General features: G+C 57.9%; 22 protein-coding genes and 1 other RNA gene. 6 read left to right on the forward strand and 17 right to left on the reverse strand.

Annotation, left to right across the window (positions count from 1 at the left end):
• Positions 1–199 precede the first annotated feature (199 nt).
• On the reverse strand, positions 200–1327 hold the full coding sequence (locus ACFFFR_RS03360; RefSeq protein WP_377458122.1) for a hypothetical protein: 1128 nt from the start codon (positions 1325–1327) through the stop codon (positions 200–202).
• A 496-nt stretch (positions 1328–1823) separates the two neighbouring features.
• On the opposite strand from ACFFFR_RS03360, the gene ACFFFR_RS03365 reads away from it, so the two are divergent.
• The 4 genes from ACFFFR_RS03365 to ACFFFR_RS03380 all read left to right on the forward strand — a co-directional run bounded on the left by ACFFFR_RS03365 (position 1824) and on the right by ACFFFR_RS03380 (position 4589).
• Positions 1824–2228 carry a hypothetical protein gene (locus tag ACFFFR_RS03365; protein ID WP_377458123.1) on the forward strand — a complete coding sequence of 135 codons (405 nt, stop codon included), beginning with the start codon at positions 1824–1826 and terminating at the stop codon, positions 2226–2228.
• 460 nt (positions 2229–2688) lie between these two features.
• Positions 2689–3282: a hypothetical protein gene (locus ACFFFR_RS03370; protein ID WP_377458124.1), complete on the forward strand. Its 594-nt coding sequence runs from the start codon at positions 2689–2691 to the stop codon at positions 3280–3282.
• 212 nt (positions 3283–3494) lie between these two features.
• Positions 3495–4265, forward strand: a complete 771-nt coding sequence (locus ACFFFR_RS03375; protein WP_377458125.1) for a type I restriction endonuclease — start codon at positions 3495–3497, stop codon at positions 4263–4265.
• A gap of 6 nt (positions 4266–4271) precedes the next feature.
• A complete protein-coding gene (locus ACFFFR_RS03380; RefSeq protein ID WP_377458126.1) occupies positions 4272–4589 on the forward strand; it encodes a hypothetical protein in 318 nt (105 codons plus the stop codon).
• Positions 4590–4683: 94 nt separating this feature from the next.
• Here ACFFFR_RS03380 and ssrA read toward each other — a convergent pair.
• From ssrA to prfB, 6 genes are all read right to left on the reverse strand, one after another.
• Positions 4684–5057: a transfer-messenger RNA gene (gene ssrA, locus ACFFFR_RS03385) on the reverse strand.
• Between the two features lie 39 nt (positions 5058–5096).
• Positions 5097–5621: an SsrA-binding protein SmpB gene (gene smpB / locus ACFFFR_RS03390; protein WP_377458127.1), complete on the reverse strand. Its 525-nt coding sequence runs from the start codon at positions 5619–5621 to the stop codon at positions 5097–5099.
• A 60-nt stretch (positions 5622–5681) separates the two neighbouring features.
• On the reverse strand, positions 5682–7124 hold the full coding sequence (locus tag ACFFFR_RS03395) for a M23 family metallopeptidase (protein ID WP_377458128.1): 1443 nt from the start codon (positions 7122–7124) through the stop codon (positions 5682–5684).
• A gap of 22 nt (positions 7125–7146) precedes the next feature.
• Complete coding sequence (gene ftsX / locus ACFFFR_RS03400; protein ID WP_377458129.1) at positions 7147–8061, reverse strand: permease-like cell division protein FtsX; 915 nt, start codon at positions 8059–8061, stop codon at positions 7147–7149.
• Positions 8061–8807, reverse strand: coding sequence for a cell division ATP-binding protein FtsE (gene ftsE, locus ACFFFR_RS03405; RefSeq protein ID WP_377458130.1), 747 nt, complete (start codon positions 8805–8807; stop codon positions 8061–8063). The genes ftsX and ftsE overlap by 1 nt, the downstream gene beginning before the upstream one ends.
• A 156-nt stretch (positions 8808–8963) precedes the next feature.
• Entirely contained in the window at positions 8964–10070 is a 1107-nt protein-coding gene (prfB, locus tag ACFFFR_RS03410) for a peptide chain release factor 2 (protein ID WP_377458131.1), read from the reverse strand.
• A 145-nt stretch (positions 10071–10215) separates the two neighbouring features.
• Between prfB and ACFFFR_RS03415 the strand changes: the two genes are divergently transcribed.
• Positions 10216–10791 (forward strand): NADPH-dependent FMN reductase, encoded by a 576-nt coding sequence (locus tag ACFFFR_RS03415; RefSeq protein WP_377458132.1) that lies wholly within the window; start codon positions 10216–10218, stop codon positions 10789–10791.
• Between the two features lie 10 nt (positions 10792–10801).
• Here ACFFFR_RS03415 and ACFFFR_RS03420 read toward each other — a convergent pair whose 3' ends face one another.
• Genes ACFFFR_RS03420 through ACFFFR_RS03450 form a run of 7 tightly spaced genes read right to left on the reverse strand, consistent with a single transcriptional unit; the run spans position 10802 to position 15419 of the window.
• Complete coding sequence (locus ACFFFR_RS03420; protein ID WP_377458133.1) at positions 10802–11281, reverse strand: pilus assembly protein TadG-related protein; 480 nt, start codon at positions 11279–11281, stop codon at positions 10802–10804.
• Positions 11282–11764 (reverse strand): hypothetical protein, encoded by a 483-nt coding sequence (locus tag ACFFFR_RS03425; protein ID WP_377458134.1) that lies wholly within the window; start codon positions 11762–11764, stop codon positions 11282–11284. It abuts the gene before it with no gap.
• Positions 11742–12137 (reverse strand): TadE family protein, encoded by a 396-nt coding sequence (locus tag ACFFFR_RS03430; RefSeq protein WP_377458135.1) that lies wholly within the window; start codon positions 12135–12137, stop codon positions 11742–11744. The genes ACFFFR_RS03425 and ACFFFR_RS03430 overlap by 23 nt, the downstream gene beginning before the upstream one ends.
• Positions 12118–12315, reverse strand: coding sequence for a hypothetical protein (locus tag ACFFFR_RS03435; protein WP_377458214.1), 198 nt, complete (start codon positions 12313–12315; stop codon positions 12118–12120). The genes ACFFFR_RS03430 and ACFFFR_RS03435 overlap by 20 nt, the downstream gene beginning before the upstream one ends.
• A gap of 46 nt (positions 12316–12361) precedes the next feature.
• Entirely contained in the window at positions 12362–13303 is a 942-nt protein-coding gene (locus ACFFFR_RS03440; RefSeq protein WP_377458136.1) for a type II secretion system F family protein, read from the reverse strand.
• Entirely contained in the window at positions 13300–14166 is an 867-nt protein-coding gene (locus tag ACFFFR_RS03445) for a type II secretion system F family protein (RefSeq protein WP_377458137.1), read from the reverse strand. Before ACFFFR_RS03445 ends, ACFFFR_RS03440 begins: the two co-directional genes overlap by 4 nt.
• Positions 14163–15419, reverse strand: a complete 1257-nt coding sequence (locus tag ACFFFR_RS03450; protein ID WP_377458138.1) for a TadA family conjugal transfer-associated ATPase — start codon at positions 15417–15419, stop codon at positions 14163–14165. The genes ACFFFR_RS03445 and ACFFFR_RS03450 overlap by 4 nt, the downstream gene beginning before the upstream one ends.
• A gap of 221 nt (positions 15420–15640) precedes the next feature.
• On the opposite strand from ACFFFR_RS03450, the gene ACFFFR_RS03455 reads away from it, so the two are divergent.
• Complete coding sequence (locus ACFFFR_RS03455) at positions 15641–19288, forward strand: FtsK/SpoIIIE domain-containing protein (RefSeq protein WP_377458139.1); 3648 nt, start codon at positions 15641–15643, stop codon at positions 19286–19288.
• On the opposite strand, the gene lhgD is transcribed toward ACFFFR_RS03455, so the two are convergent.
• From lhgD to ACFFFR_RS03470, 3 genes are read right to left on the reverse strand one after another with little or no spacing between them, the layout of a single operon-like run.
• On the reverse strand, positions 19266–20084 hold the full coding sequence (gene lhgD, locus ACFFFR_RS03460) for an L-2-hydroxyglutarate dehydrogenase (RefSeq protein WP_377458140.1): 819 nt from the start codon (positions 20082–20084) through the stop codon (positions 19266–19268). The two genes, ACFFFR_RS03455 and lhgD, sit on opposite strands and share 23 nt — an antisense overlap.
• A gap of 11 nt (positions 20085–20095) precedes the next feature.
• A complete protein-coding gene (locus tag ACFFFR_RS03465) occupies positions 20096–20452 on the reverse strand; it encodes an FAD-dependent oxidoreductase (RefSeq protein WP_377458141.1) in 357 nt (118 codons plus the stop codon).
• 20 nt (positions 20453–20472) lie between these two features.
• Positions 20473–21756, reverse strand: coding sequence for an MFS transporter (locus ACFFFR_RS03470; protein ID WP_377458142.1), 1284 nt, complete (start codon positions 21754–21756; stop codon positions 20473–20475).
• Positions 21757–21836: the final 80 nt, after the last annotated feature.

A 21836-nucleotide genomic window follows, 5' to 3' on the forward strand; every position in this document is an offset into this window, starting at 1 on the left:
GCGGCACCGCCCTGGGCTTCAGAAACCTCACCCACTACATCACCAGAGCACTGCTCGACACCGGCGGATTCCGAACCCAACTACACGCATTTTTACGATGAGCCACTTTAGGTAAACCACGTGCCTTGAACGGCAGGAAAACGCCCGCGAGCGCTCACGGGGTCAGCGGTGCGGCATCACCCGCACCGCTATCCTTTGCTTAGGCCACATTAGGTGGACCCTTGGGGCCCCAGTCCACGTCGTCGTGCGCGTCCTCAGGTAACGGCCTAGTGCGACGGAATTTAACTTGAAATGCCTCCGCCCGGCACCAGCCGTACGTATGCGCGGGATCCCGATAGCGGTCTTGCCACAGCGCGTAGTAGCGGCCCTTCTGCCGTCGCATAACATCGAGCAGCTCCTCGTAGAGACCGGCCTCGGCCAAGCCAAATGCAAAGCGATCCCAGAGGCGCAACGCTCGAATGCCATCATCATAGGCGCTGCTGAACTTGGCAAAGGCGTGTGCGACGGTATAGGCCGACTCTGCATTGCGCCAGGCGGCGGCTGTCGCGTCCTCGGATGAGAACTCTCCGAACGAGCGAAGAGTGAACCAGTGCTGATTGAGCATTGAAACAACCTCAGCCAGCACCGGGTGCCCGTCAGGGGCTTGCTCTGCCACATATCTGGCCATCAATGGCAGCGCCTGCCAATCACCACTCCAGCGAGCGTCCTGCTGGCGCAACAGTTCAGCCCAGCCCATTGGGTTCCACGGATCGATTGCCTGCCACTTCTTGGCATGCGCAAGTCCACAGTCATCGTCAGTGATGCTGGCACCGTGACCAACGATGTATGCGAAAGGATCGCTGTGGTCGCTGAGTTCTGCGGCACGCTCCATCAGTTCGCGGCCGCCGACATTCCACTCGTAGAAGCCGAATCCGCCCTCGATGGTCACAGAGTCTGATGTGCCTTCTCCGCGTGCCTCGAAGCCGAACAGCACGGCCAAGTTCGACGCCAACATGAGACTTACTGCCGAATCATGCCGCAGCGCGCCCTCAAACAGTGCCTGCCTGCGGCCCCCACTATACTCTGGCAGAGCATTGCGGAGCGCATGCCACCATACGACGCGGTGTTCGCTATCTGGTTGCGCCGCGTAAAGTTCGTCGAGCTTGCCGAAATCGGCATTCTCCAAGGCCTGAATCGCGGGGTTGAAGACATGCCCCCACATCTCCTGCTCCGTGACCTCCCTCGGGGCAGGCTCAGCTGCGATCATCCGCTCGATTTCAGCCTGACGTGCGTGATAAGCCTCAGATTTTTGCTGCTGCGGCTTTTTCCGACGCCTAAAGAAGACCATTTCGTCTCAACTCTCATTTTATTCAATACGCTAAATTGATCGGCTCGTTACCTTCGCCAAGATCACCATAGGTGAGCCTTCAGCTCGATCCCACCATGGTCATCGAAAGTTCTCCGATTGTTCGGTCAAACGACATTGAATATCACTGAGGGCGTCAAACGCTGGACCACTCGGTCACCTGCAGTTCACTTCAATGCTTGGCCCCGCCAAGTTCCACTGTCTGTTATTAGCGAATCAGCCAATTTGAGTGGGTCATCGCGGTCTACGGCGTATGCACCGCGGAACTGATCACGCCAATAGATGCCACCCCAACAAGAGGATGTGCCCACGGCAGCGAATTTCGTATTGAAAAGATAGAATGAGATCAACCGAGTAATCCGCTATGTGCTCACAGTTTCAGCGCAGCCACGGGCCGCCAATGTCACTCGTGGCACCGGGCAGCCGCACTTCGCTGTAATCGGGGAACCGTTACACGGCTCCAGCACGGAGATTAATCATGTCTATCTCAGCTCCAAGGAGGACTCCCCATAGGAAGCGGGGACTTCTCATCTCTGCAGCAATTCTGACTGTGATGCTCATCGTCGGCGCATGGTACATATCCGGGGGATTTGGAAACACCGAGTCCAGCATTCTGAGGGACACGTTGGCGAATAACGGTTCGCTTGACCCGCAAGAAAACACCAACGAGTTGTGTTCCGATATCCTTTGCGTTGAAGGTTGGTCTACGTCAAGTGGGAACTTCCTCCGTTTTGATTCGCAGGGAGCCGCCGAGCAGCACGCCACCTACCTAGGAGATGAAGGCCGACGGTGGAAGAACATCGTCCTTGACATGAGTGGCAAGAACCTAAGCTTCGATCAGAAAGTCATCGACATCCTCTTTTCCCAGCATGACTGGTCATGATTGGCATCCATCCGTAAGTTCGGGTCAGCAAAGTTTCATGATTGCTAGCTAGGACGGTCTTCCTGTCTGAATGTTTGGAATGATTGATGCGGCTAGACTCAGGCACTTTCAGCAGTCTCACCGATGAGGCTTTTTGGGCAATGCTGCGGCCTAGCTGATAACTCTCAAGAAGATGTTTGTTCGCGCCACGAATTACTACTTCAGATGCGGCGCTAGATATATTCATTCCAGTGCCTAACTAAGTAGAATTTCGGACAAAGTTCGGGATGTCAGTGGGCGACCAAGGACACGCAACCACCATGCCTAAGGAGCCGAAATTTCCAAAAATAGGATTGCACCTATTGCCGTAGCGTTGTTACTGATGGCCGGGTGCTCGCAACCGGCTGCTACGGAACACGAGAGCCACAAACCTGAACCACTGCCTTCGGAGACTCTTCAGTCGGAAACGCCTCGAGCAAGCTTGACGCCAACACCAGACGCTCAACCCACGGAGAGTACAACCTCTGCAGATGTCGAGGAAAACAGTGGGAAGATTGATCTAACGAAACGTCTTGCCTATGTTTCACAGGAAAAATCTATTGGTGTAATTGAGGCTATGGAAGAACCAGCCGATATCGCCGCTCTTCGGGAACGCGTTCAAGACACAACTGAGATGAAGTTCTTACGGGTATCTGTTGACAATCGACGAGGCGGCGAAGCCGCAGAAATTGGAATCGTCACTGGTATTGACGAGAACGGCAAGAAATATACATTCGGCCCGCTGCAGAACTACATTTTAGAAGTGATGATGGATCCCAGTCTTTCTGACTACGAAGATGCGCAGGGAACCCTGCAGGAACAACTCAGTCAACTGGGCGACAAATACGAGAAAATTGTTTGGTATCCAGACAGCGCAGATGTAGTGCTCGTAACTACCGATCTCCCTCTTCCGGAATATTTCGAAAGCATGGAAATCAGCCCCCACTACCTGACGCTTGAAGAGGTCGTGCCCTTGGAAGATGTTGCGGATCAAGCTCCGTTGGATTTTGAGGTTCCTGAAGAGAATCGTCGATAGTCGTCTCGAGTGAAGAAGAAGGCGAAGGTGGGACCGGCGGCTCCACTATAGTGGGGCGGCAGGAAACTTTTCCTCTTCTATCAACTGCAATCAGAACAAATCCATGTAACGAAGATCACTATTCCGTCTCTGCCTTGTGATAGACATCTATATAACAACGCCGGGGTAACTCGCACATTATTTGCCGCATGTTGAAGAGATGGGGTCACTCAATGAGTCACGTTAAGGATCAGCTACAGCTCTTATCGCGAAAGCTCAAGCGCGCCAAGGAAAGCATAGCTACTGAGGAAGCAACAAAAACTGCTCTAATCATGCCATTCATCCAGGACGTGCTGGGATTCGATGTTTTCAACGTGGATGAAGTGATACCTGAATTCGTCGCTGATGTGGGGCTCAAAAAAGGCGAAAAAATTGACTTTGCCATCGTCAATGACGATAAAGTCGCCATCCTCATCGAATGTAAAAAGATCAGTGAACCACTCAGTCTAGAAAACGCTTCGCAGCTCTACAGATACTTTAATGTCACTGATGCTAGGATCGCGGTCCTAACCAACGGAAACGAATATCGTTTTTACACGGATTTGGACGAACCGAATCGGATGGATTCAAAGCCATTCCTCGAGCTACACATCGACGAGATTGATTCCTCGTTGGTTCCCGAAATCGAAAAACTGAGCAAGCCCCATTTTGATCTTGACTCGGTGCTCACGGCTGCCGAAGAGCTGAAGTACGTTTCTGCAGCCAAACGAATCTTTGCCCAAGAGTCAAAGGAAATCTCCTTCGAGATGGCCACCCTAGTTCTGAATAGAATTTACGTCGGTCGAATCACTCAGCGAGTTCGAGACGAATTGACTCCTCTCGTCTCAAAAGGCCTGAATCAATTCATTAGCGACCAAGTGAATAACCGTCTTAAGGCAGCTTTGGGTGACGAGAATTCAGACACCAATGAGACAGACCTAGCAGAACCGTCGTCTGTGGCATAAGAGCAAGTGGAGCTCATCGACGAAAGTGGTATCGAAACCACAGACGAAGAGGTCCAAGGTTTCATGATCATTCAAGCCATAGCTTCAAAGCTCACTGACCCGCTCCGTGTTCACATGAGGGATGCAAAATCCTACTGCGCCATACTTTTCGATGACAACAACCGAAAGGCAATTTGCCGTCTACGTTTCAACAATCTAGATCGTTTGAGATTGGGCGTCTTCGTTGATGGAGCAGAAATCGTTCACGATATCGACGCAGTCGAAGGCATCTATGCATTTGCTGATGAAATTGAAGCTCGGGTACAAGAACTTTTAGCTGAATAGCCGAGCTAACAAAACAAGTTCCCTAGAACGTTCAACTACAAAAAGCTCCCGAGGCAATCAATACATTTGATACGCCTCGGGAGCTTCTTGTTATTCGTGGAGATGGCGGGAATTGAACCCGCGTCCGATGTAGCTTTGTCAGGTCTTCTCCGGGTGCAGTTTGCTACCGGGTTTTCTTGGCTCTAGTCTTCTTGCAAACAATTGACTAACCCGAGCCCAGTCGGATAAAAGTCTCCGCCACCCCTCCGACAAGGGTGGACGAACAGTGGCTATCTAGCTGACGCCAGGAACCGGAGCGATAGCAACTCCGGGCTGACGGATTGGCGCTCGCTTAGTTAGGCAGCGAGGGCGAAATCAGTGCGTTTAGATTCGGCACTTATTGGTTTACAGAGGGCGTTTACGAGATAACTCTGCGTTCTCGACCCGCTTCTCCTCACGCGACTTACATCGTCGAAACCGATCATCCCCATGGGAACTATTGAGTTTTCAAATAGCTGTGTAAGAAGCTTAGCCCTGAACGCCGCGATTCTTCAAACGCATTTCGCGCTGGGCTTCACGGGCGTCCTGCTGCTCACGTAGTGTGTGCCGCTTGTCGTATTCCTTCTTACCTCGGGCGGTTGCGATCTCCAGCTTCACGCGACCGTCCTCGTTAAAGTACAACCGCAAAGGCACGATTGTTGTTCCCGCTTCTTGCATCTTTCTTTGGATTTTTGCGATTTCATCCCGATGCAGCAACAATTTACGTTTCCGGCGGGCTGTGTGGTTGGTCCAGGAACCGCTGAGGTATTCCGGGATGTACAGGTTTTCCGCCCAGACTTCCCCGCGCCGGTCGACGCTGCAGAAGCCTTCGGCTAGTGAGGCCCGGCCTTCTCGGAGCGATTTGACCTCGGTGCCGGTGAGCACCATGCCGGCCTCGTATTCATCGAGGATGAGGTAATCGTGGCGGGCTTTCTTGTTGGAAGCAATCAACCGCGCCTTAGTTTGCGGTTTGTTGGCGGCCTTGTTTTGGCGCACCTGTTTCATTTTTGCCATGACAATTTCCTCTACAGACTCGTAAAGAGTCCAGTGTAGACGATCAGGCGTTAGCGCCCGTTAGACAACGCCACGCGGGTTGACCGCGGTACCGTTGACGATCGTTTCAAAGTGTAGGTGACACCCGGTGGAGTTACCGGTGGAGCCCACGTAGCCGATCACTTGGCCCTTTCTGACCTTTTGACCGGGGCTGACCACATACCGGGTCATGTGGTGATACTTGGTGGCTAGAGCCTTGCCGTTGACCACGCCGTGGCTGATGACGACGCGGTTGCCCGAGGTCCACACGGCCCAGTCGGCGTACCAGACTTCACCGGCTGCTGCGGCCCGGATGGGGGTACCGCAGGCAGACCCGAAGTCGATCCCGGTGTGCACGTAGCCGCCGCGTCCACCGTAGTCGAAGGTGCCTGCCGGTGTTGGCCGCCAGCCGAACTCACTGGTGACCGGGCCTGAGACCGGCCAGGACAGCCCGCCGCCGTAGCTGGATGGTTCAGCTGCAGGGGCTGGCGGTGGCACGAAAGCCTTTTTCTTAGGGGCCGGCCGGTTGGCACGCTTGGCGGCCTCGGCTGCACGGCGCTGTTCAGCTTCCCACTTGGCGCGGGCTTCGGCCTCTTTGCGCTTGCGCTCCGCCTCGGCCTTACGGCGACGCTCTTCAGCTTCGCGACGCAACCGTTCCTGCCGTTCGGCAATCTTCTGGTTGACCTCGTTTTGCGCTTGCTGGTTGGCACGCAGCTGCTTCTGGATCTCCGGGCGCTTGGCCTTGAGTTCCTTGGTCAGCGCCTCGGTCTTCTCGATCAGACCTTCGACGCTTTCCTTGTGGTCCGCGGCAACCTTCTTGGCGGCTTCTTCCCGTTTCAGCGCCTCTTCGGCGTCATTGCGCAGCTTGGTGATGCGTTTTTCAACGGCGTCCAAGCGTGCTTCGGCATTGCGGTCAGCCGCGTTGCGCTGGGAGTCGGTGGACAGGCGCTGGTCCTGAACGCGGATAGCCTGGTTGGCCATACCCAAGGAGTCCGGCAGTGAAGACTCGCTTATGCCCAAGATGAAGGACAAGTCTTCGGAGACACCACCTCGTTTGTAGGCCTCCGAGGCGATCTGTCCGATCAGCTTCTGGGACTTGTCCATCTTTTTCTCGTTGGACTTGATCTCTGCGGTGATGTCCGACTTTTGCTGCTCGGCTGTGGCGAGGCGCTGGTTCAGGGAGTCAACCTCGTCGGAGGCTGCCTTCACCTTGGTTTCAGCCTCGGCCAGAGCCTTTTGCGCTCCGGGCAACTGTGCCTGGTAGTTTTCCAAACGCTGGACCTTGGAGGCGATGTCCGAGTCCAAACCTTCAAGGTTAGATTTGAGGTTGTTCTGGCGCTGCTCGAGCTGCTTTTTCTGTTCGTCCAGCTCATCGGCGTGGGAGATCGAAGCGATTCCACCGGCGATGAAGGTGAGCCCGAACGTGGCGCTCAGTAGGTAACCGAGGGCACGCTGGGTGGGCGTCCGCCGCTGCGCAGCGCTCATAAACGGGCTCTCCTTGTGAAGGTTAAACATTAAGGTACTTCCTTAAGGTTAACATCGATGACACCGCAGTCAGCAATATGGCGATACCAAACAGCAACGGAATGACCTGTAATGCCTCGGTCCCGCCGATAAATCCGGTCGACGGATATTGCTCAGCCAACCACCCGGAAAGCCCGTAATGGGCCAGCGCCCACGTGCTGACGGAGGCCAGCAGGGCACCCAGCAGCGCCGCGATGAGTCCTTCCAGCACGAACGGGGTTTGGATCATCGCCTTGCTTGCACCCACCAGGCGCATGATGACGACCTCGCGGTGTCTAGTGAAGGCCGAGAGCCTGATCGTGGTGGCGATCAGCAGTGTGGCTGCCACTAGCATGATCACCGCGATGCTGACCGCAACCAGCGAGGCCATGTTCATCAGGGAGAAAACTTGTTCCAGTAGTTCACGCTGGTCGGAGACGACTTCTACACCGTTCATCGAGCCGAACAACTCGTTGATCGCCTCATACTGTTCCGGGTCCTTCAGCGCGACGCGGAAGGAGGCCGGCAGCTGTTCGGCGGTTACGGAGTCGGAGATGGAGGAGTTAGCGAACTGTTCTTGGAAGAGCTCGAGGGCTTCTTCTTGGGATTCGTATTCGTAGCTTTTGACGTAGGGTTCGGCCTCGTCGGAGGTGAGCTTGTCTTCAATGGCTTGCCGGTCTGCCTCGGTCACGGCGCCGGCGGCACAGGTAGACGAGGGTGAGGTCTCGGTACACAGGAAGATGGCGACCTCGACCCGGTCGTACCAGTAGCCCTTCATCTGGTTGATCTGCAGCTGCAGCAACCCGGCCGCGCCCACAAACCCGAGGGAAATAAAGGTCACCAGGACCACGGAGACGACGATGGAGAGGTTCTGCCGGATGCCGGAGAAGGCTTCGCCTAACAGGAAGAAGAAACGCATTACTGTCCCTCCTCGATCCGTTCGGCTGGTGGCACGTTGCGGTCCGCGATGACGGGGATCATCCCGGTGGTGTATTCACCGCGGTGCTCGTCACGAATGATGGTGCCTTCATGCAGCTCGATGACGCGCCGGCGCATCTGGTCCACGACGTCGTGGTCGTGGGTGGCCATGACGACGGTGGTGCCGTTTTGGTTGATCCGGTCCAGAATCGACATGATGCCCACCGAGGTGGAGGGGTCAAGGTTACCGGTGGGCTCATCGGCGAGCAGGATGGATGGGCGGTTCACGACGGCGCGGGCGATTGCCACACGCTGTTGCTCACCACCGGAGAGTTCACCGGGGAGGCGTTTCTCTTTGCCCTGCAGTCCGACGGTCTCCAGCACCTCCGGGACCTGAGTCTTGATTAGCGCGCGGGACTTACCGAGGACCTGCATGGCGAAGGCCACGTTCTGGTAGACGGTTTTGTTCGGCAGTAGGCGGAAGTCCTGGAAAACCACGCCGATGGAGCGACGCAGTGCGGGCACCCGCCACGACGGGATTTTGGCCACGTTCTGGCCGACGACATGAACCTCACCGGAGGAGGCGCGTTCTTCGCGCATGACCAATCGGATGAAGGTGGATTTTCCTGAGCCGGACGCACCGACGAGGAAGGCGAACTCACCTCGGTCAATTTCGACGTTGAGGTGATCTAAGGCTGGTTTGCCCTTACGCCCGTAGATTTTAGTAACGTCTTGAAAACGAATCATGTCTCCGCTGCCCCGGTGCCAACCGTCCGGTGTCACGGCATAAGTGGGAAGTGGTAGACACCGGTACCACGACTATATGTCACAAATGTGTAACATCCGTGGAAGCGGGCCCCGTTGCGTCAAAAAAATCTGGCCGATGCCGTAGTGAACAGGATGCTAGGCGTTGTCGGCAGCCCGCCAGCGAATACCGGCCTCGACGAACCCGTCTAGGTCGCCATCGAGCACGGCCTTAGTGTTACCGGACTCGTAGTTGGTACGCAGGTCCTTGACCATTTGGTACGGGTTCAACACGTAGGAACGCATCTGATCCCCCCAGCTGGCCTTGATGTCACCGGCTAGGGCCTTCTTTTCGGCCTCTTCCTGCTCTTTCTTCAGCAGCAGCAGGCGGGACTGCAGCACGCGCAAGGCGGCGGCACGGTTTTGGATCTGCGATTTTTCGTTCTGCATCGAGACCACGATGCCGGTTGGGATGTGTGTCATGCGCACCGCGGAGTCCGTGGTGTTCACGGACTGGCCACCGGGTCCGGAGGAGCGGAACACGTCCACCTTGATCTCGTTCTCCGGGATCTCGATGTGGTCGGTCTCCTCGATCAACGGGACCACTTCGACTGCGGCGAAGGAGGTGTGGCGTCGACCCGCGTTATCAAACGGCGAGATGCGCACCAGGCGGTGGGTGCCTGCCTCGACCGACAAAGTGCCGTAGGCGTACGGCGCGTTGACCTCGAAGGTGACGGACTTCAGGCCGGCTTCTTCGGCGTAGTGAGTATCCAACACCTTGGTGGCGTAGCCGCGTGACTCGGCCCAGCGCAGGTACATGCGCATCAGCATTTCGGTGAAGTCAGCGGCCTCGACGCCGCCGGCTCCGGAGCGGATAGTGACGACGGCGTCACGCTCGTCGTAGTCGCCGGAAAGGAGCGTGAAGACTTCTAGGTCGTCCATGGTCTTGGCGATGGCCTCGAGCTCGGTCCCGACCTCGGACAACAGCTCCGGCGCACCCTCCTCTTCAGCGAGCTCGATCATGGCTTCAACATCATCAAGGCGAGCCTCAAGACTGGTGATGCGCTCCAGATCGGATTGCCGGTGCGAGAGCGCCGAGGTGATTTTTTGGGCCTGTTCCGGATCGTCCCACAGGTTTGGTTGGCCGGCTTGTTCGCTGAGTTCGGCAATGTCTGCCTTGATTTGGTCGACATCGCTAACGGCGGCGATGGAAGCGAGAGTTTTGCGCAGCTGGGCAATGTGGGCGGGAAATTCGTGTTCGGCCATGATGATTCAAGCCTACCCTAACGGGTGCGCGCACCTGCCCCGCGCGATCCCCTCCGCTTTGATTATCAACAGGCCTGTTGTAAGCTGATATCGAAAAGTAGTTCAATTTTGAACTATCTCTAGTGGTAAACGTGAGGAGAACTTCATGGTCAAGATTGCAGTTATTACCGGTTCCACCCGTCCGGGCCGCGTCAACCGTCAGGTTGCCGACTGGGTCCTAGCCCAGGCGCAGAAGCGCAACGATGCCGAGTACGAACTCGTCGACATTGCCGACTACGATCTGCCAGTTCTGGATGAGGCCCTGCCTGCAGCCATGGGCCAGTACTCGCAGGATCACACCAAGGCGTGGGCCGCAAAGATCAGCGAGTTCGATGGCTTCATCTTCGTCACCGGTGAATACAACCACTCGGTGACTCCCGCTCTGGCCAACGCCCTGTCCTACCTGAACGCTGAGTGGGCTGACAAGGCTGCCGGCATCGTCGGATACGGTTCAGCCATGGGTGTGCGCGCCGTTGAGCACCTGCGCGGCATTCTCTCCGAACTGCAGGTTGCGCACGTTCAGAAGCAGGGTATGTTCTCCCTGTTTAACGACTTCGAGAATTTCTCGACCTTCACTCCGACGGATTTGCAGGCCGAGTCGGTCGAGCCGATGTTCGAACAGCTCGTCAAGTGGGCTACCGCCATGTCCTACGTTCGTAACGAAGAACTCGCTAACGCCTAAGGATCTGCTCCTAGCGCGTCAGCACTAACCGGGCCGAGGACTCGGTAGAAACCGGCACACCCGCAGGCAGCAGTGCGTGCAGGATGGGGCCGGCGGCCTCGGCACTCAACATCACCTCAACGGTTTGTTGGTGTTCGTCCAGTCGAACTGATTCGACCCGCAACCCGCGATGACGCTGGTAGGCACCGGAAAGGGCCAGGAATTCATCGACCCGCGAGCGCAGCTGCGCCGGGTCTACGGTGAGATCTTCCTGGCCCTTTGGCGTGTGCTGGACCTCAGATGCTTCAGGAGCGGTACCGCCGACATCTGCTGCGGCAAGGGCAGCCGAGTCAGTGGTGGCCCAGAGTTGGCGCGCCGCGATATTGACCTCGGTCACGAACACCACCACCGCGATCAAGAGCAGCAATAGGACGATATAGCCGATTCCTAAGACCGTATTGTTGCCGCGTTCTTCGGCATGGGCCGCGCGCAACGCTGTCACCAAACGCATCTAATCCACCTCGCTGATCGGCGCGGAGGCTTGTGAGGACACGGAGGCGATCTTCATGTCTTGGCCCAGCAACCCGTGAAACACCGGAACCGGGACGTCGATGGTGACCGAGTAGGTGACGATCTTGGCCCCGGCATCGCAACCGCCTGGCACGCAACTCATGCTGGCCTGCACGCGGGAACGGTCAATGGCGTAGTCCGACACGGTTTGCTCGATGCTGGCATGAGCCCGTGCTGTCCCCTCTGCCCCACCGAGTCCGCCGGAGATCTTGGCGCCATGATCGGCTGCTGCGGCGGCAGCATAGCTGGCCGTCTGCACGTGGTGGATCGCGATCATGAAGTAGATCAACGGAATCAGCAGCACCACGGAGAACAGGATGTATTCGACCGTTGCGGAGCCGCTTTCCTCCCTGTCCAACGATCGGAGTGTGTGCCGGAACCGTGCGCTCAGGGATGACGGCTTAGTCAAAGTAGGTGTAGGCATGTCCGGTGAAACTCACCTCCACCGGTGAAGGCAGCAGCCCCAACATGGGCACCTTGCCGGCAACGGTGACGCTGACTCGGTCAGCGCTTTGGGTTCCGACAACACTCGTGCCCAGATCAGCCGGCAGCGAAGAGGCTAGGAGAGACTCTGATCGGGAGATCCCGTCGGCGAGGGAACGGTCGATGAGGACCGCGTGCCGGGCTCCTGCCGAAGCCGCATCCATCATAATGGTGCGGGCGTACAAGATGATGCCTAGCTGCAAGACCGAGACCACGATCAGGGTCAGCAACGTACTGGTCATCACGAACTCAGCGGTGCTGGCCCCATCCTCGCGGTTGACGGCGTGGCGGAGCTTAGCGGCTAACTTGCTCAATGGCGCTATTGAACAAATCGGTCAAGGCAGGTAGCGCCAGCGCAAGAATGGCTGCCACGAGCACTGCGGTCATTAAGGTGATCATGACCCAGCCAGGTACATCGCCGCGTTCTTCTTCGTGCCCTGCGGCGAATACCGCTTTGAGGTAGCGCATCCAATTACCGGTGGTGTTCTTCATGGTTGGTCCTTCCTAAGGGGGCGTGAGGTGGGAAGTTTGGTGGCGGTTAGAGGTTCAGGCTCAGCAGTGCCAGACCCGGATAGACCGCAAAGATGACGGTGAGCGGTAAGACTCCGAACACGACGGGAACCAGCATGCCGATTTCTTTCTTGCCGGCGGTTTCCATGAGTTCGCGTTTGGCTAGGTCGCGGGCGTCTTGGGCTTGGGCACGCACCACATCGGCCAAGGGTGTGCCGCGTTCGACGGCGACTACGATGCCTTCGATGAATCGTTGCACCGGGGTCACGGTGACCCGGTCCGCCATCGCATTCAGCGCTTGTTGGAGTGATTTGCCGGCGTGTAAGTCTCTTTCGAGTAGTCCGAACTCGCTGGCGAGCAGGCCTTGTGCGTTGTGGTGAGCTCGAACGAGCGCCGCCGCTGCGGTGTCCCCTGCACTGACGGATAGTGCAATGAGCTCGGCCACGGCCGGGAATTCTGCCAGAATCGTACGCTGTCTCTTGGCGGTTGCGGCAGTGAGAAGGTTTCCGCGCAAGAGGAACCCGAACATGGCGGCCCCAAGGGTCGTGATCAGCCCGACCGCCACGTTGAGAAAGCCTGCCGAGGCGAGGAGCACATTGAGCAACACCCCGGCTGCTGCGCCGGCGATGGCCCCGAGGATTTGCTGATTCCGGAACTGTTCCACACTCAGCCTCGAGCCTGCTTGGGCCAGTTTCTGTTCAAGATCATGCCCGTAACCGCCGAAGCGGGCTGCGAACGCGTGCAACGGGTCGAGCACCGGGCGCAACAGTTGACGCCAACCGCCGGGGCGGGCATCATCGTCGAGTCCCAGACCGGCACCGGTGGTGACGTAGGGCGCGATGCGTTTGGCGAAGTCGGTCGGCGCCGTGGGCGGGGCGAACCAAAGGATCAGGTTCAGCCCGAGTCCGAGCGCTAGGGCGCACAGCAGGCCGGTGGCCAGTTCTGCGAGCGGAAGGTGGGCAAGCATCATTGTTGTAGCACCCGCTCTTCCTCCGGGAGCGTCCCGATGCGGATCATGATGCGGTAGCACACCACGCACACGATGACGCCAGCTGCCACGACCAGTGCGCCCTGCGCCGACTGGTAGCTGGCAGCAGCCGCCGGCTGCAGGCAGACCAAGAAGAGGACGATCCACGGCGCGGACACGGCAAGGCGGGCACCGTTGACGGTCCAGGATTGGCGGGCGGCCAACTCGTGCCGCGTCCGCGCATCATCACGCAGGAACCTCGCCAAGGTGGCGAGCAGACGGCCCAGTTCAGTGCCGCCGACCTCGCGGGTTAGACGCAACGCCGCGCAGAGTCGGTCCGCGATGGGGTCGGCGAAACGGTGCTGAAGCCGGGCGAGCGCCTCGTTGAAGGAGTAGCCGGAACGATAGTCTCTGGCGAACTCGGCGAAGGCTGGCTGTAATTCCTGTGGGCCGTGGGTGGCCAGCTGGATGAGCGCTTCCGGTAAGGACAATCCGGCCCGGGTTGCCGAACGGAGGTGGTCCACCGCATCGGGCCAGAGTCCGCGCATCACTTGGTGGCGCCGTTGGGCTTGCCAGCCAATGAGCGTTCGCGGCAACAACGCGGCGAACACACCGAAGCAGGCTGCCACCGGCAAGGCCCCGGTGAAAGCCAACACGATCAAGGCAGCCACCAATCCCAGAACGACGGAAGCAACATTGACGTGGGTGACCGTAACCCGGTCGAGACCGGCCTGAGCCAGTTGCTGCCGCAGTCTAGTTTGGCGCCGTCGGGCAGTTTTTTGTTTGGATTCCTCCGGCCAGCAAGACATATACACCAGGTACACGCCGGCCCCGAGCATCAATCCGTAGAGCAGGCCAAGCATCATGAGGAGACCGCCTGGGTGGACCGGTTACGGTGGGAGGCAGCCATGTCCCATGGTTCGATGTTCGCGCTATCAAACTTAGGGTTGTGCCAGAGCCCGTTTGGGTTAGCCACCAGCTGCCCGTCTCGGTGTTCAAAGAGCGTGGAGGTTTCAACCACGTGGCCCTCAACCCGATTCCCCACCGCCATGATCTCTTGGACGTGCCGGTGTCCGCGATGGTCTCGAACGCAGTGGATGACCAGATCGATGCTCGAGGCAACAGTGGGCACGATGAAGTTGGCGGTAATGTTCTCACCGGCAAGCATGGGCAGTGTGCAGATCTTCGCGATCGCATCCCGTGCCGAGTTCGCGTGGATACTGAAGCCGCCAGGAATGCCCGAGTTCAGTGCGATCAACAGGTCCAATGACTCGGCTTCACGGACCTCTCCCACGAAAATCCGTTCCGGTCGCATGCGTAGCGCTTCTTTGACCAGACGTCGCAACGGAATCTCGCCCTGACCTTCTAGGTTTGCTTGCCGGCATTGCATCGCCACCACGTCCCGGTGCGGCACCTGTAGTTCGAAAATTTCTTCAACCGTGATGATGCGTTCGCGGGAGTCGACGGCGGCCGATAGGCAGTTCAGCATGGTCGTCTTCCCCGCTTGGGTGGCACCGGAAACCATGATGTTCAATCCCGCACGCACCGCCTTGGTCAAGAAGTCGGCGGCTTCAGCACTGAGGGATCCAACCGCGACAAGATCCGTTAGTTTGCGCGCGCGGGCAATGAATTTTCGGATGTTCACGGCCCAGTGCTGGGAGGTGATGTCCGGGATCACCACGTGTAGTCGAGACCCATCGGGAAGCTGCGCGTCGACGAATGGTGAGGAGTAGTCGATCCGGCGTCCGCTTGATTTCAGCATGCGTTCCACCAAGTAGGTCACCTGTTCGGCGGTCAGCCGGATGCCGGTGAGTTCGGTTCCTTGCGATCGGGCTACAAAGACTTTGTCCGGTTGGTTGATCCAGATCTCCTCCACGTCTGGGTCATCCAAGAGGGGCTGGAGCGGCCCGAAACCGACCACTAGATCGAAGAGTGTCTTGCAGGCCTGCTGCGGATCAGTGAGTGCCGGTAACGAACGCACCCTACTGCGTGCGTCGTATTGGTCAACGGCGTGGGCGATCAGTTCTTTAGCTCGATGCGGTTCGGCCACCGGGTCAAAACTGTGGTCGCGAATCATGTCGCGGACCTCAGTTTCAAGGATCGCAATCGCCTGTGCCATGTGGTTTCCGTCTCAGTTGCTGGTAGGTCCCCTCACTGTAGGAAGCGCGCAACAACAAATTCAAGATCCATGAAGTGATGTGGATAAGTATGACGTTTATCGAACTTCCACAATGTGATAGCCGTCTTCTTCCGTCCACGAAAGCAGGCATTTACAGGTGCAAACGCTACGGAGAAGTAGCCATCCTAGAAGCGCGAAAAACAGCGATTCAGGAGGTTCGATTGCGAAGCAGTCTGCCGCTGGCCGTCCTCATCCGGGGTGGTCGGGAACGTCATTATTGGCTCGACAATATGACGAAACTCGATCCTGACTCGTTCCGGCGTGTACTGGACTCTCTCCCCTACCCGGATCAGCTGTGCTTGAAAGGCCAGGTGCCGCAGCAGTGGGATGCAGAGTTCTTGTCCCAGTACCGGACAGGGATTCTGCTTCGACAGTCCGGATCTGAACCAACCCTGAACTGGCATCAAGACCTCAGCGTCGTAGTACTTGCCGGACCGGCTACGGGAACTGTGATGCGGCTTGAGCACATGGTCGAGTTGTCTGACCACCTGAACGATGAACACATCAGCCCCGGCACCACTCTGATTCAGAAAAATGGTCGGCTTTTTCTCGTCGCAAGTGGCCGCTCAAAACCTCGCCCATTGGTTTTGAACGAACCCTTCGTCCTCGGCGGCAGTATTCTTCTCGTACAGGTCCCCCACCAATTACGGCATCTCTCCCCTGCTACCCGCCCCCTTCAGCTGCCAACTGAGAAGGCGGTGCCTAACCGGCACTACCTGCTGTATCTGGTCTTGGCGCTGGCACCGCTGGCCATCGGCATCGTGCTGATTGTGGCATTCGATATGTGGTTCTTCATGATCTTCGGGGTGCTGGGCCTTCTCGGTGGCGCTATCCCCTATCTTCAAGGTCGCCGAGAATGGCGCAGCTTCCGACAGGTGCTCAACGAACACTGGCTCGCCGCTGAAGAAATACACGCAAGATGCTTCGCTCCCCAACAGCAGATAGCGCCAATCTCCAAAGTGCAACGGCCACTGCACATCACGCTCGGTTATGGAATGCAGCCGCCACCGCTGGTCCTACCCGAACTCCCCCGTAAACTTCAGCCCACACTTCCCGATCTGGTCCCAGTGGGCTTGACGCTCCACCACGTCACCAACCCAGACACGGCAGCCGCAGCGCAACAGCGCACTGCGAGCGCACATGCGCTCCAACCGGCCCCGTTGCTCTTCATCGATGCCAGCATCCAGCAGCAGAATGTCATCTTGCTGCACGTGCTCACTCAGCTGATTCCCCAATTGGGGACCCGCTCATGCTGGGTCACCGGCGACGAGGCCTGCGATGAGCTGATGCCTCTGGCTTCTTGGCTCCGGTTCTTTCCCCAGATCAAGAATTTCAGGTCGGCAGACGAAGCGGAGCAACGCATCAACACCGGTGATGTGCTCATCAGCCTTCGCACGTCGACGCAGCTGCGCGAGGACCTAGACCTCATCAGAATCGTCATCGATGAGTCGTACACACCTTGCCTCAGAACTCACTGGCGCTACCACCACGGCACAGGCTCACTCAGTTTTCGTCCATCCGCTGAGGAGACCACGCTATCGCCCAGCCCTGCCCGCGTGAACTATCCGGCTACGTCCACACACGCCAGCGCCATAAGACGAATGCAGGGCTTGATCGAGGCCGGCCACCCCGCTGCGGATGAGGACACCGGACTTTACGATCTACCCATCGGAGACGAAAACTGTGCCACGCGTTTGCACGCTGTCCTGGGTTTCGAAGGGCACGACCGACCAACGCAACCGGCAGAACTAGATCTGGTCGCCGACGGACCGCACATGCTTCTGGTTGGAACAACCGGTTCGGGCAAGTCCGTTTTACTGCGTCGGCTCGTCACCGAATGGGTCAGCCGACACACCGCAGAAGAACTAAACATGGTGCTGGTCGATTTCAAAGGTGGCGCAACCTTCGTGCCGTTCAAGGGGCTAGCCCACTGCTCGGCGCATCTGACGGATCTGGATGCAGAAAACACGGCACGTTTGCTGGTGTCAATTCGCGCGGAATTGCGTCGACGTGAGGAGCTCTTCAGCGCACACCAGGTCAGTGACTACGGCGCGTTTCGCGCTCACTCACCCGAACCATTGCCGCGAATGGTCGTGATGATTGATGAGTTCGCAGTATTTGCGACCGAGCAACCTGACGCGCTGGATGAGCTCATGCATTTGGCCACCATTGGCAGGTCTCTGGGCTTTCACTTGATCTTGGCGACACAACGAACCGGAGGTCATCTCTCACTGGGGTTGCGGAGCAATCTCAGCATCAAGATCTGCCTACGGGTACTGAACGAGAATGAGTCACACGAATTGATTGGCAGCAGCGCTGCTGCGCACCTGCGCCCGGACCAACCCGGTTATGCCTTCCTGCACACCAGTGGCAGCACGGCACTGCCATTTCGTGTTATCGCCCACAGTACGGCACGCTCGCCGCGTCTACGGGAATTAGGAGAACCTTTTCATCGCACGCAACAACATGAAACGGCTGAACTGATGTCGTTACTCGAGCACCTTCCCGATGATCGAAAAACGTTCTCCGCTCCACCCGACGGGGCGGCCAAGAACACACTGCTATTGCCCTCGTTGCCGCTGCTGATTCATGCGTCACAACCGCAGGTGTTGGCGCATCTAGATATCCCACAGCAACGTGCTCAGCCCCGTCTCATCTTGGGCAGCACAGATGATTACACCGACGTTTCCAGCCGTTGTCTCGCCGTCATTGGCCAAAGACCGACGAGCGACATCAGACAGCGGTTCCTCAGCGGTCCTGAAGCCTCCCGACGCATCATCTTGCTCTCCGGAGACGAGGTCACAACCAGACTTCCGCTCGCCGGTTACGCAGCCAGTTCCGACCCACTGACCGGATACCAGATCCTTGAACATCTCCGCGACGAACTCAGTCACAGCGCAAGCCAACCCAGTACCTTAATCTTGGAGGACCTGCGTCGATGGCTGAGCGGATGCGAACAACACGGCCTGTATGACTTCGAACCTCTCGTCCACGACTTGTTGCGTCTGACCCGCAACCCAGATTCGCGCTTCACCCTCGTGCTCGGCGTAGACCCCACAGCCGCGCACCACCAATTAGTCAACGCCTGTGAGCACCGGATCTATCTACCCCACGGCGTCTCCGAACAACACCGCATGTTGTGGCCTCAAGCCAAGACCCTCTCAGATGTTCCAAACCGTGGGTACATCATAGGCACAGGATTCGACGATACCGGCGTCTTGTGTCAGCTCGCCTCAGCGCAGCCAACTGAGCTGACGACGTTGAACGAGGACAGCTCCCTGACGCCGCAGCACAGGTGGATGGCCCTACCTGATCTGGATGTCTTCGACTCCACTTTGAGCGACTCTACGCAGTTTTATCTAGGCCGTACCGGTTTAGAACGCGAGCCGCTCTACCGAAATCTGACGGGGCTAGTGACCATCATCGGCCCCTCGAAAAGTGGCAAATCCGCCATGTGTCGGCTCATCTGCCAACAACAGCCGAAAGCTGTGACCGTCGACGGGATAGAAACACTGTCGCAACAAGAGCTAGCGGAACTGCAAAGTCGTATCCGGCAAGACAGCCGCGAACTGATCATTGTCACCACGACCCCCGAACAGCTGCGCCGGCCCACACTCAGTTTTCTACATGCCCACTTGCAATCGGGAACTCACATTCTGCTCCGTCCCAGCAACAACTCCCACTTTGACCCCTATCTCATCCCTCCGGTCGCCCTCTCCTCTCGGCCAGCTGGGCGCGGGATTCTGATAGAGGACGGTCAGACATGCGTCTTTCAAGCGGGATTCGTTAGTGAAAATACTGCTGTGTGACGTATTCGGCTATCGCCAAGGCAGAGGTGGCAGCCGGAGACGGGGCATTTCGGATCAAGGTCACCGGCCCAACCGAGTCGATGGCAAAGTCATCTAACAAACTGCCATCTTTGGACCAAGCTTGAGCGCGGACCCCGGCAGGTCCTTTCGCCTGCAAGTCCCCCATTGTCAGACTTGGTATATACGCTCTGGCAGCACGAAGATACAACGGTTTGAGCACGGAGGCGGCGATCTCGGTGGCGCCTGTTCGCCAATACTTTTTGACCAGCGGTGCAACTCCTGGCCAGCGCAATGACTCCCATGTATCGGCCACAGAAATCTTTGACCAGCTGTACCCTTCTCGAGCCAGCGCCGGAACGGCGTTCGGACCGACGTGAACGTCCCCGTACACACCTTTGGTGAAGTGAACTCCCAAGAACGGGAATGCCGGATCCGGGACCGGGTAAATCATGCTCTTGACCAGCTGTTGTCGCTGCGGGGCTAGGGTCCAGTATTCTCCACGGAATGGCAGGATGCGCGGGTCTGGACTGGCACCGACCATGGCAGCCACTTTGTCGGAGAAGAGACCTGCACAGACGATCAACCGGTCGAAGTGGTACTGGCCCACTGTCGTTTCCAGTTGTACCCGACCAAGATGTTGCCTGATGTTCGTGACTTCGGCATTCAGCAGCACGGCCGAGCCAGCCCTTCGCAGCTCTGCTGCAAGGTGTTCACAGATCGCCGAAAAGTCGGTCACTGCTGTCGCCGGAGAGTGAACGCCAGCCACCGCCCTGACATGAGGCTCAATCTGATGCACCTGATCGGCGTTCAGCCGGCGAAGCCCGGTACCTGATTGGCTTGGGCGCGGGCATGAATCTGGTCTAGCGCCCCTAGCTCATCGGAACTCTTGGCAACTACAACCTTGCCACCTTCTAGGTAGGGCAGGCCATGTTCCTGACAGTACTCGGCCATCATTTTCCGGCCCCGCGTGCACAGCTGGGCTTTTAGTGAGCCAGCGCGATAGTACAGTCCGGCGTGAAGCACCCCGGAATTGTGTCCGCTTTGGTGGGCCGCGACACGTGTTTCCTTCTCCAGTACCGTCACTTGGGCTCCGCGTTGGGCGATCGCCGATGCGATTGCCAGCCCGACGATACCGCCGCCAATGATGCCAACGTGTTCTGTCATGACATGTCTTTCTAGTGGCCTTACTCGGAGACGGTGTTCTGTTGGGCCCGTCGACGCCGCCACGCGCCCAACAGTCCCACGGTCGCTAGCGCAATGGAGAAAGCTGCCACCGCCACAAATCCTGAACTCGGGCTCACCGCGTCGATAGCGATTCCCGCCCATGGCGCACCGAGCGCCGCACCGGCGGTCAACGCGGAACCGTAATAGCCCATTGCTTCGCCACGACTTCGCTCCGGTACTGCTTCAGTCAGCCATTCTGAGGCGGCCGCCAGGGTAGGCGCCGTCAACAGACCAGCTCCGAGGGAGAGCAGGGCCAGCGTCCACACATCGGTGACCAGAGCCAGCGGCATCACTAGGATCGCAAGACCGAGCATCAGCATGGCAGGGTTCAGCTGTCTGTTTTGCGCACCGTAGATCAAACCGCCCACCACGGAGGCGCCCGACCAGAATAGATAGACAATGCCCAACTTGCCGGCCTCACCTTGGGCCTCAAGCACCGCCACGATGCTGACATCGGAGCCGGAGAAAATCAGGCCGCAACCGAAAGCAGAAATGAACACGGCCAGAACCACACCGTTGAACCAGGAGAATCTGCTTTGCAACCGGCGCGAGAACCCGGTGACTTTACTGAGCTGTTCTTGGCGTACCGCGCCGGTGGTGGGATCGATCATCGGGATTGATCCGGTAGCCTCTTCGAACGCCTCACGTTCGGCAGCGGTTGGGACGGACCTCACCGGTGGATTGGACCACATAAGTGCCAAGCCGGCCAGCGATGTCCACAAGCCGATGCACGTCAAAGTCCAAACACTAGACCACATGGTTGCCAAGACGGCACCGGCTGCGGGACCCACCATGAAGACCGTCTCGGTGATGATGGCATCCAAGGCGAAGGCGCTGCGTCGTTGATCCCCTGTGGTCAGGGCACCGAGGGATTGCCGAACAATGGTGAAAATCGGCAGCGCCAACAGCCCGCCAACAAAGGCGGCAACTAAAAGCCATTCGTAACTGAGATGGGGTGCGATCGCCCAAATGAGTGATTCGGCGATGACGGAGGGAATCAGGGCTTTGCGCAATCCTACGAGATCGACACGACGACCACGCCACGGCGATCCGACCGCGATACCGACGGTGAGGATAGCGGCGGCCGCACCGGCTTGCGTGTAGCTCAGACCGAGGTGCAAGACCACGTGCAGTGTCAACACGATGCCCAGCGCCGTGTGGGGAAAGCGCGCCAAGAAACCCAGCACCATCAGGCTTCGGATTTGTGGCTTCTGCAGCAACACACCGTAAGACCTAAAGCTCACTGCGCGCTCCTCTCATCGCCTCGACACCTTGTCTTTCTCCACCGGCACCTGCAGAGCAAAAGTGCCCGCAACGCGGTTCG

The organism is Micrococcoides hystricis (assembly GCF_042434215.1).
Taxonomy (GTDB): domain Bacteria; phylum Actinomycetota; class Actinomycetes; order Actinomycetales; family Micrococcaceae; genus Micrococcoides; species Micrococcoides hystricis.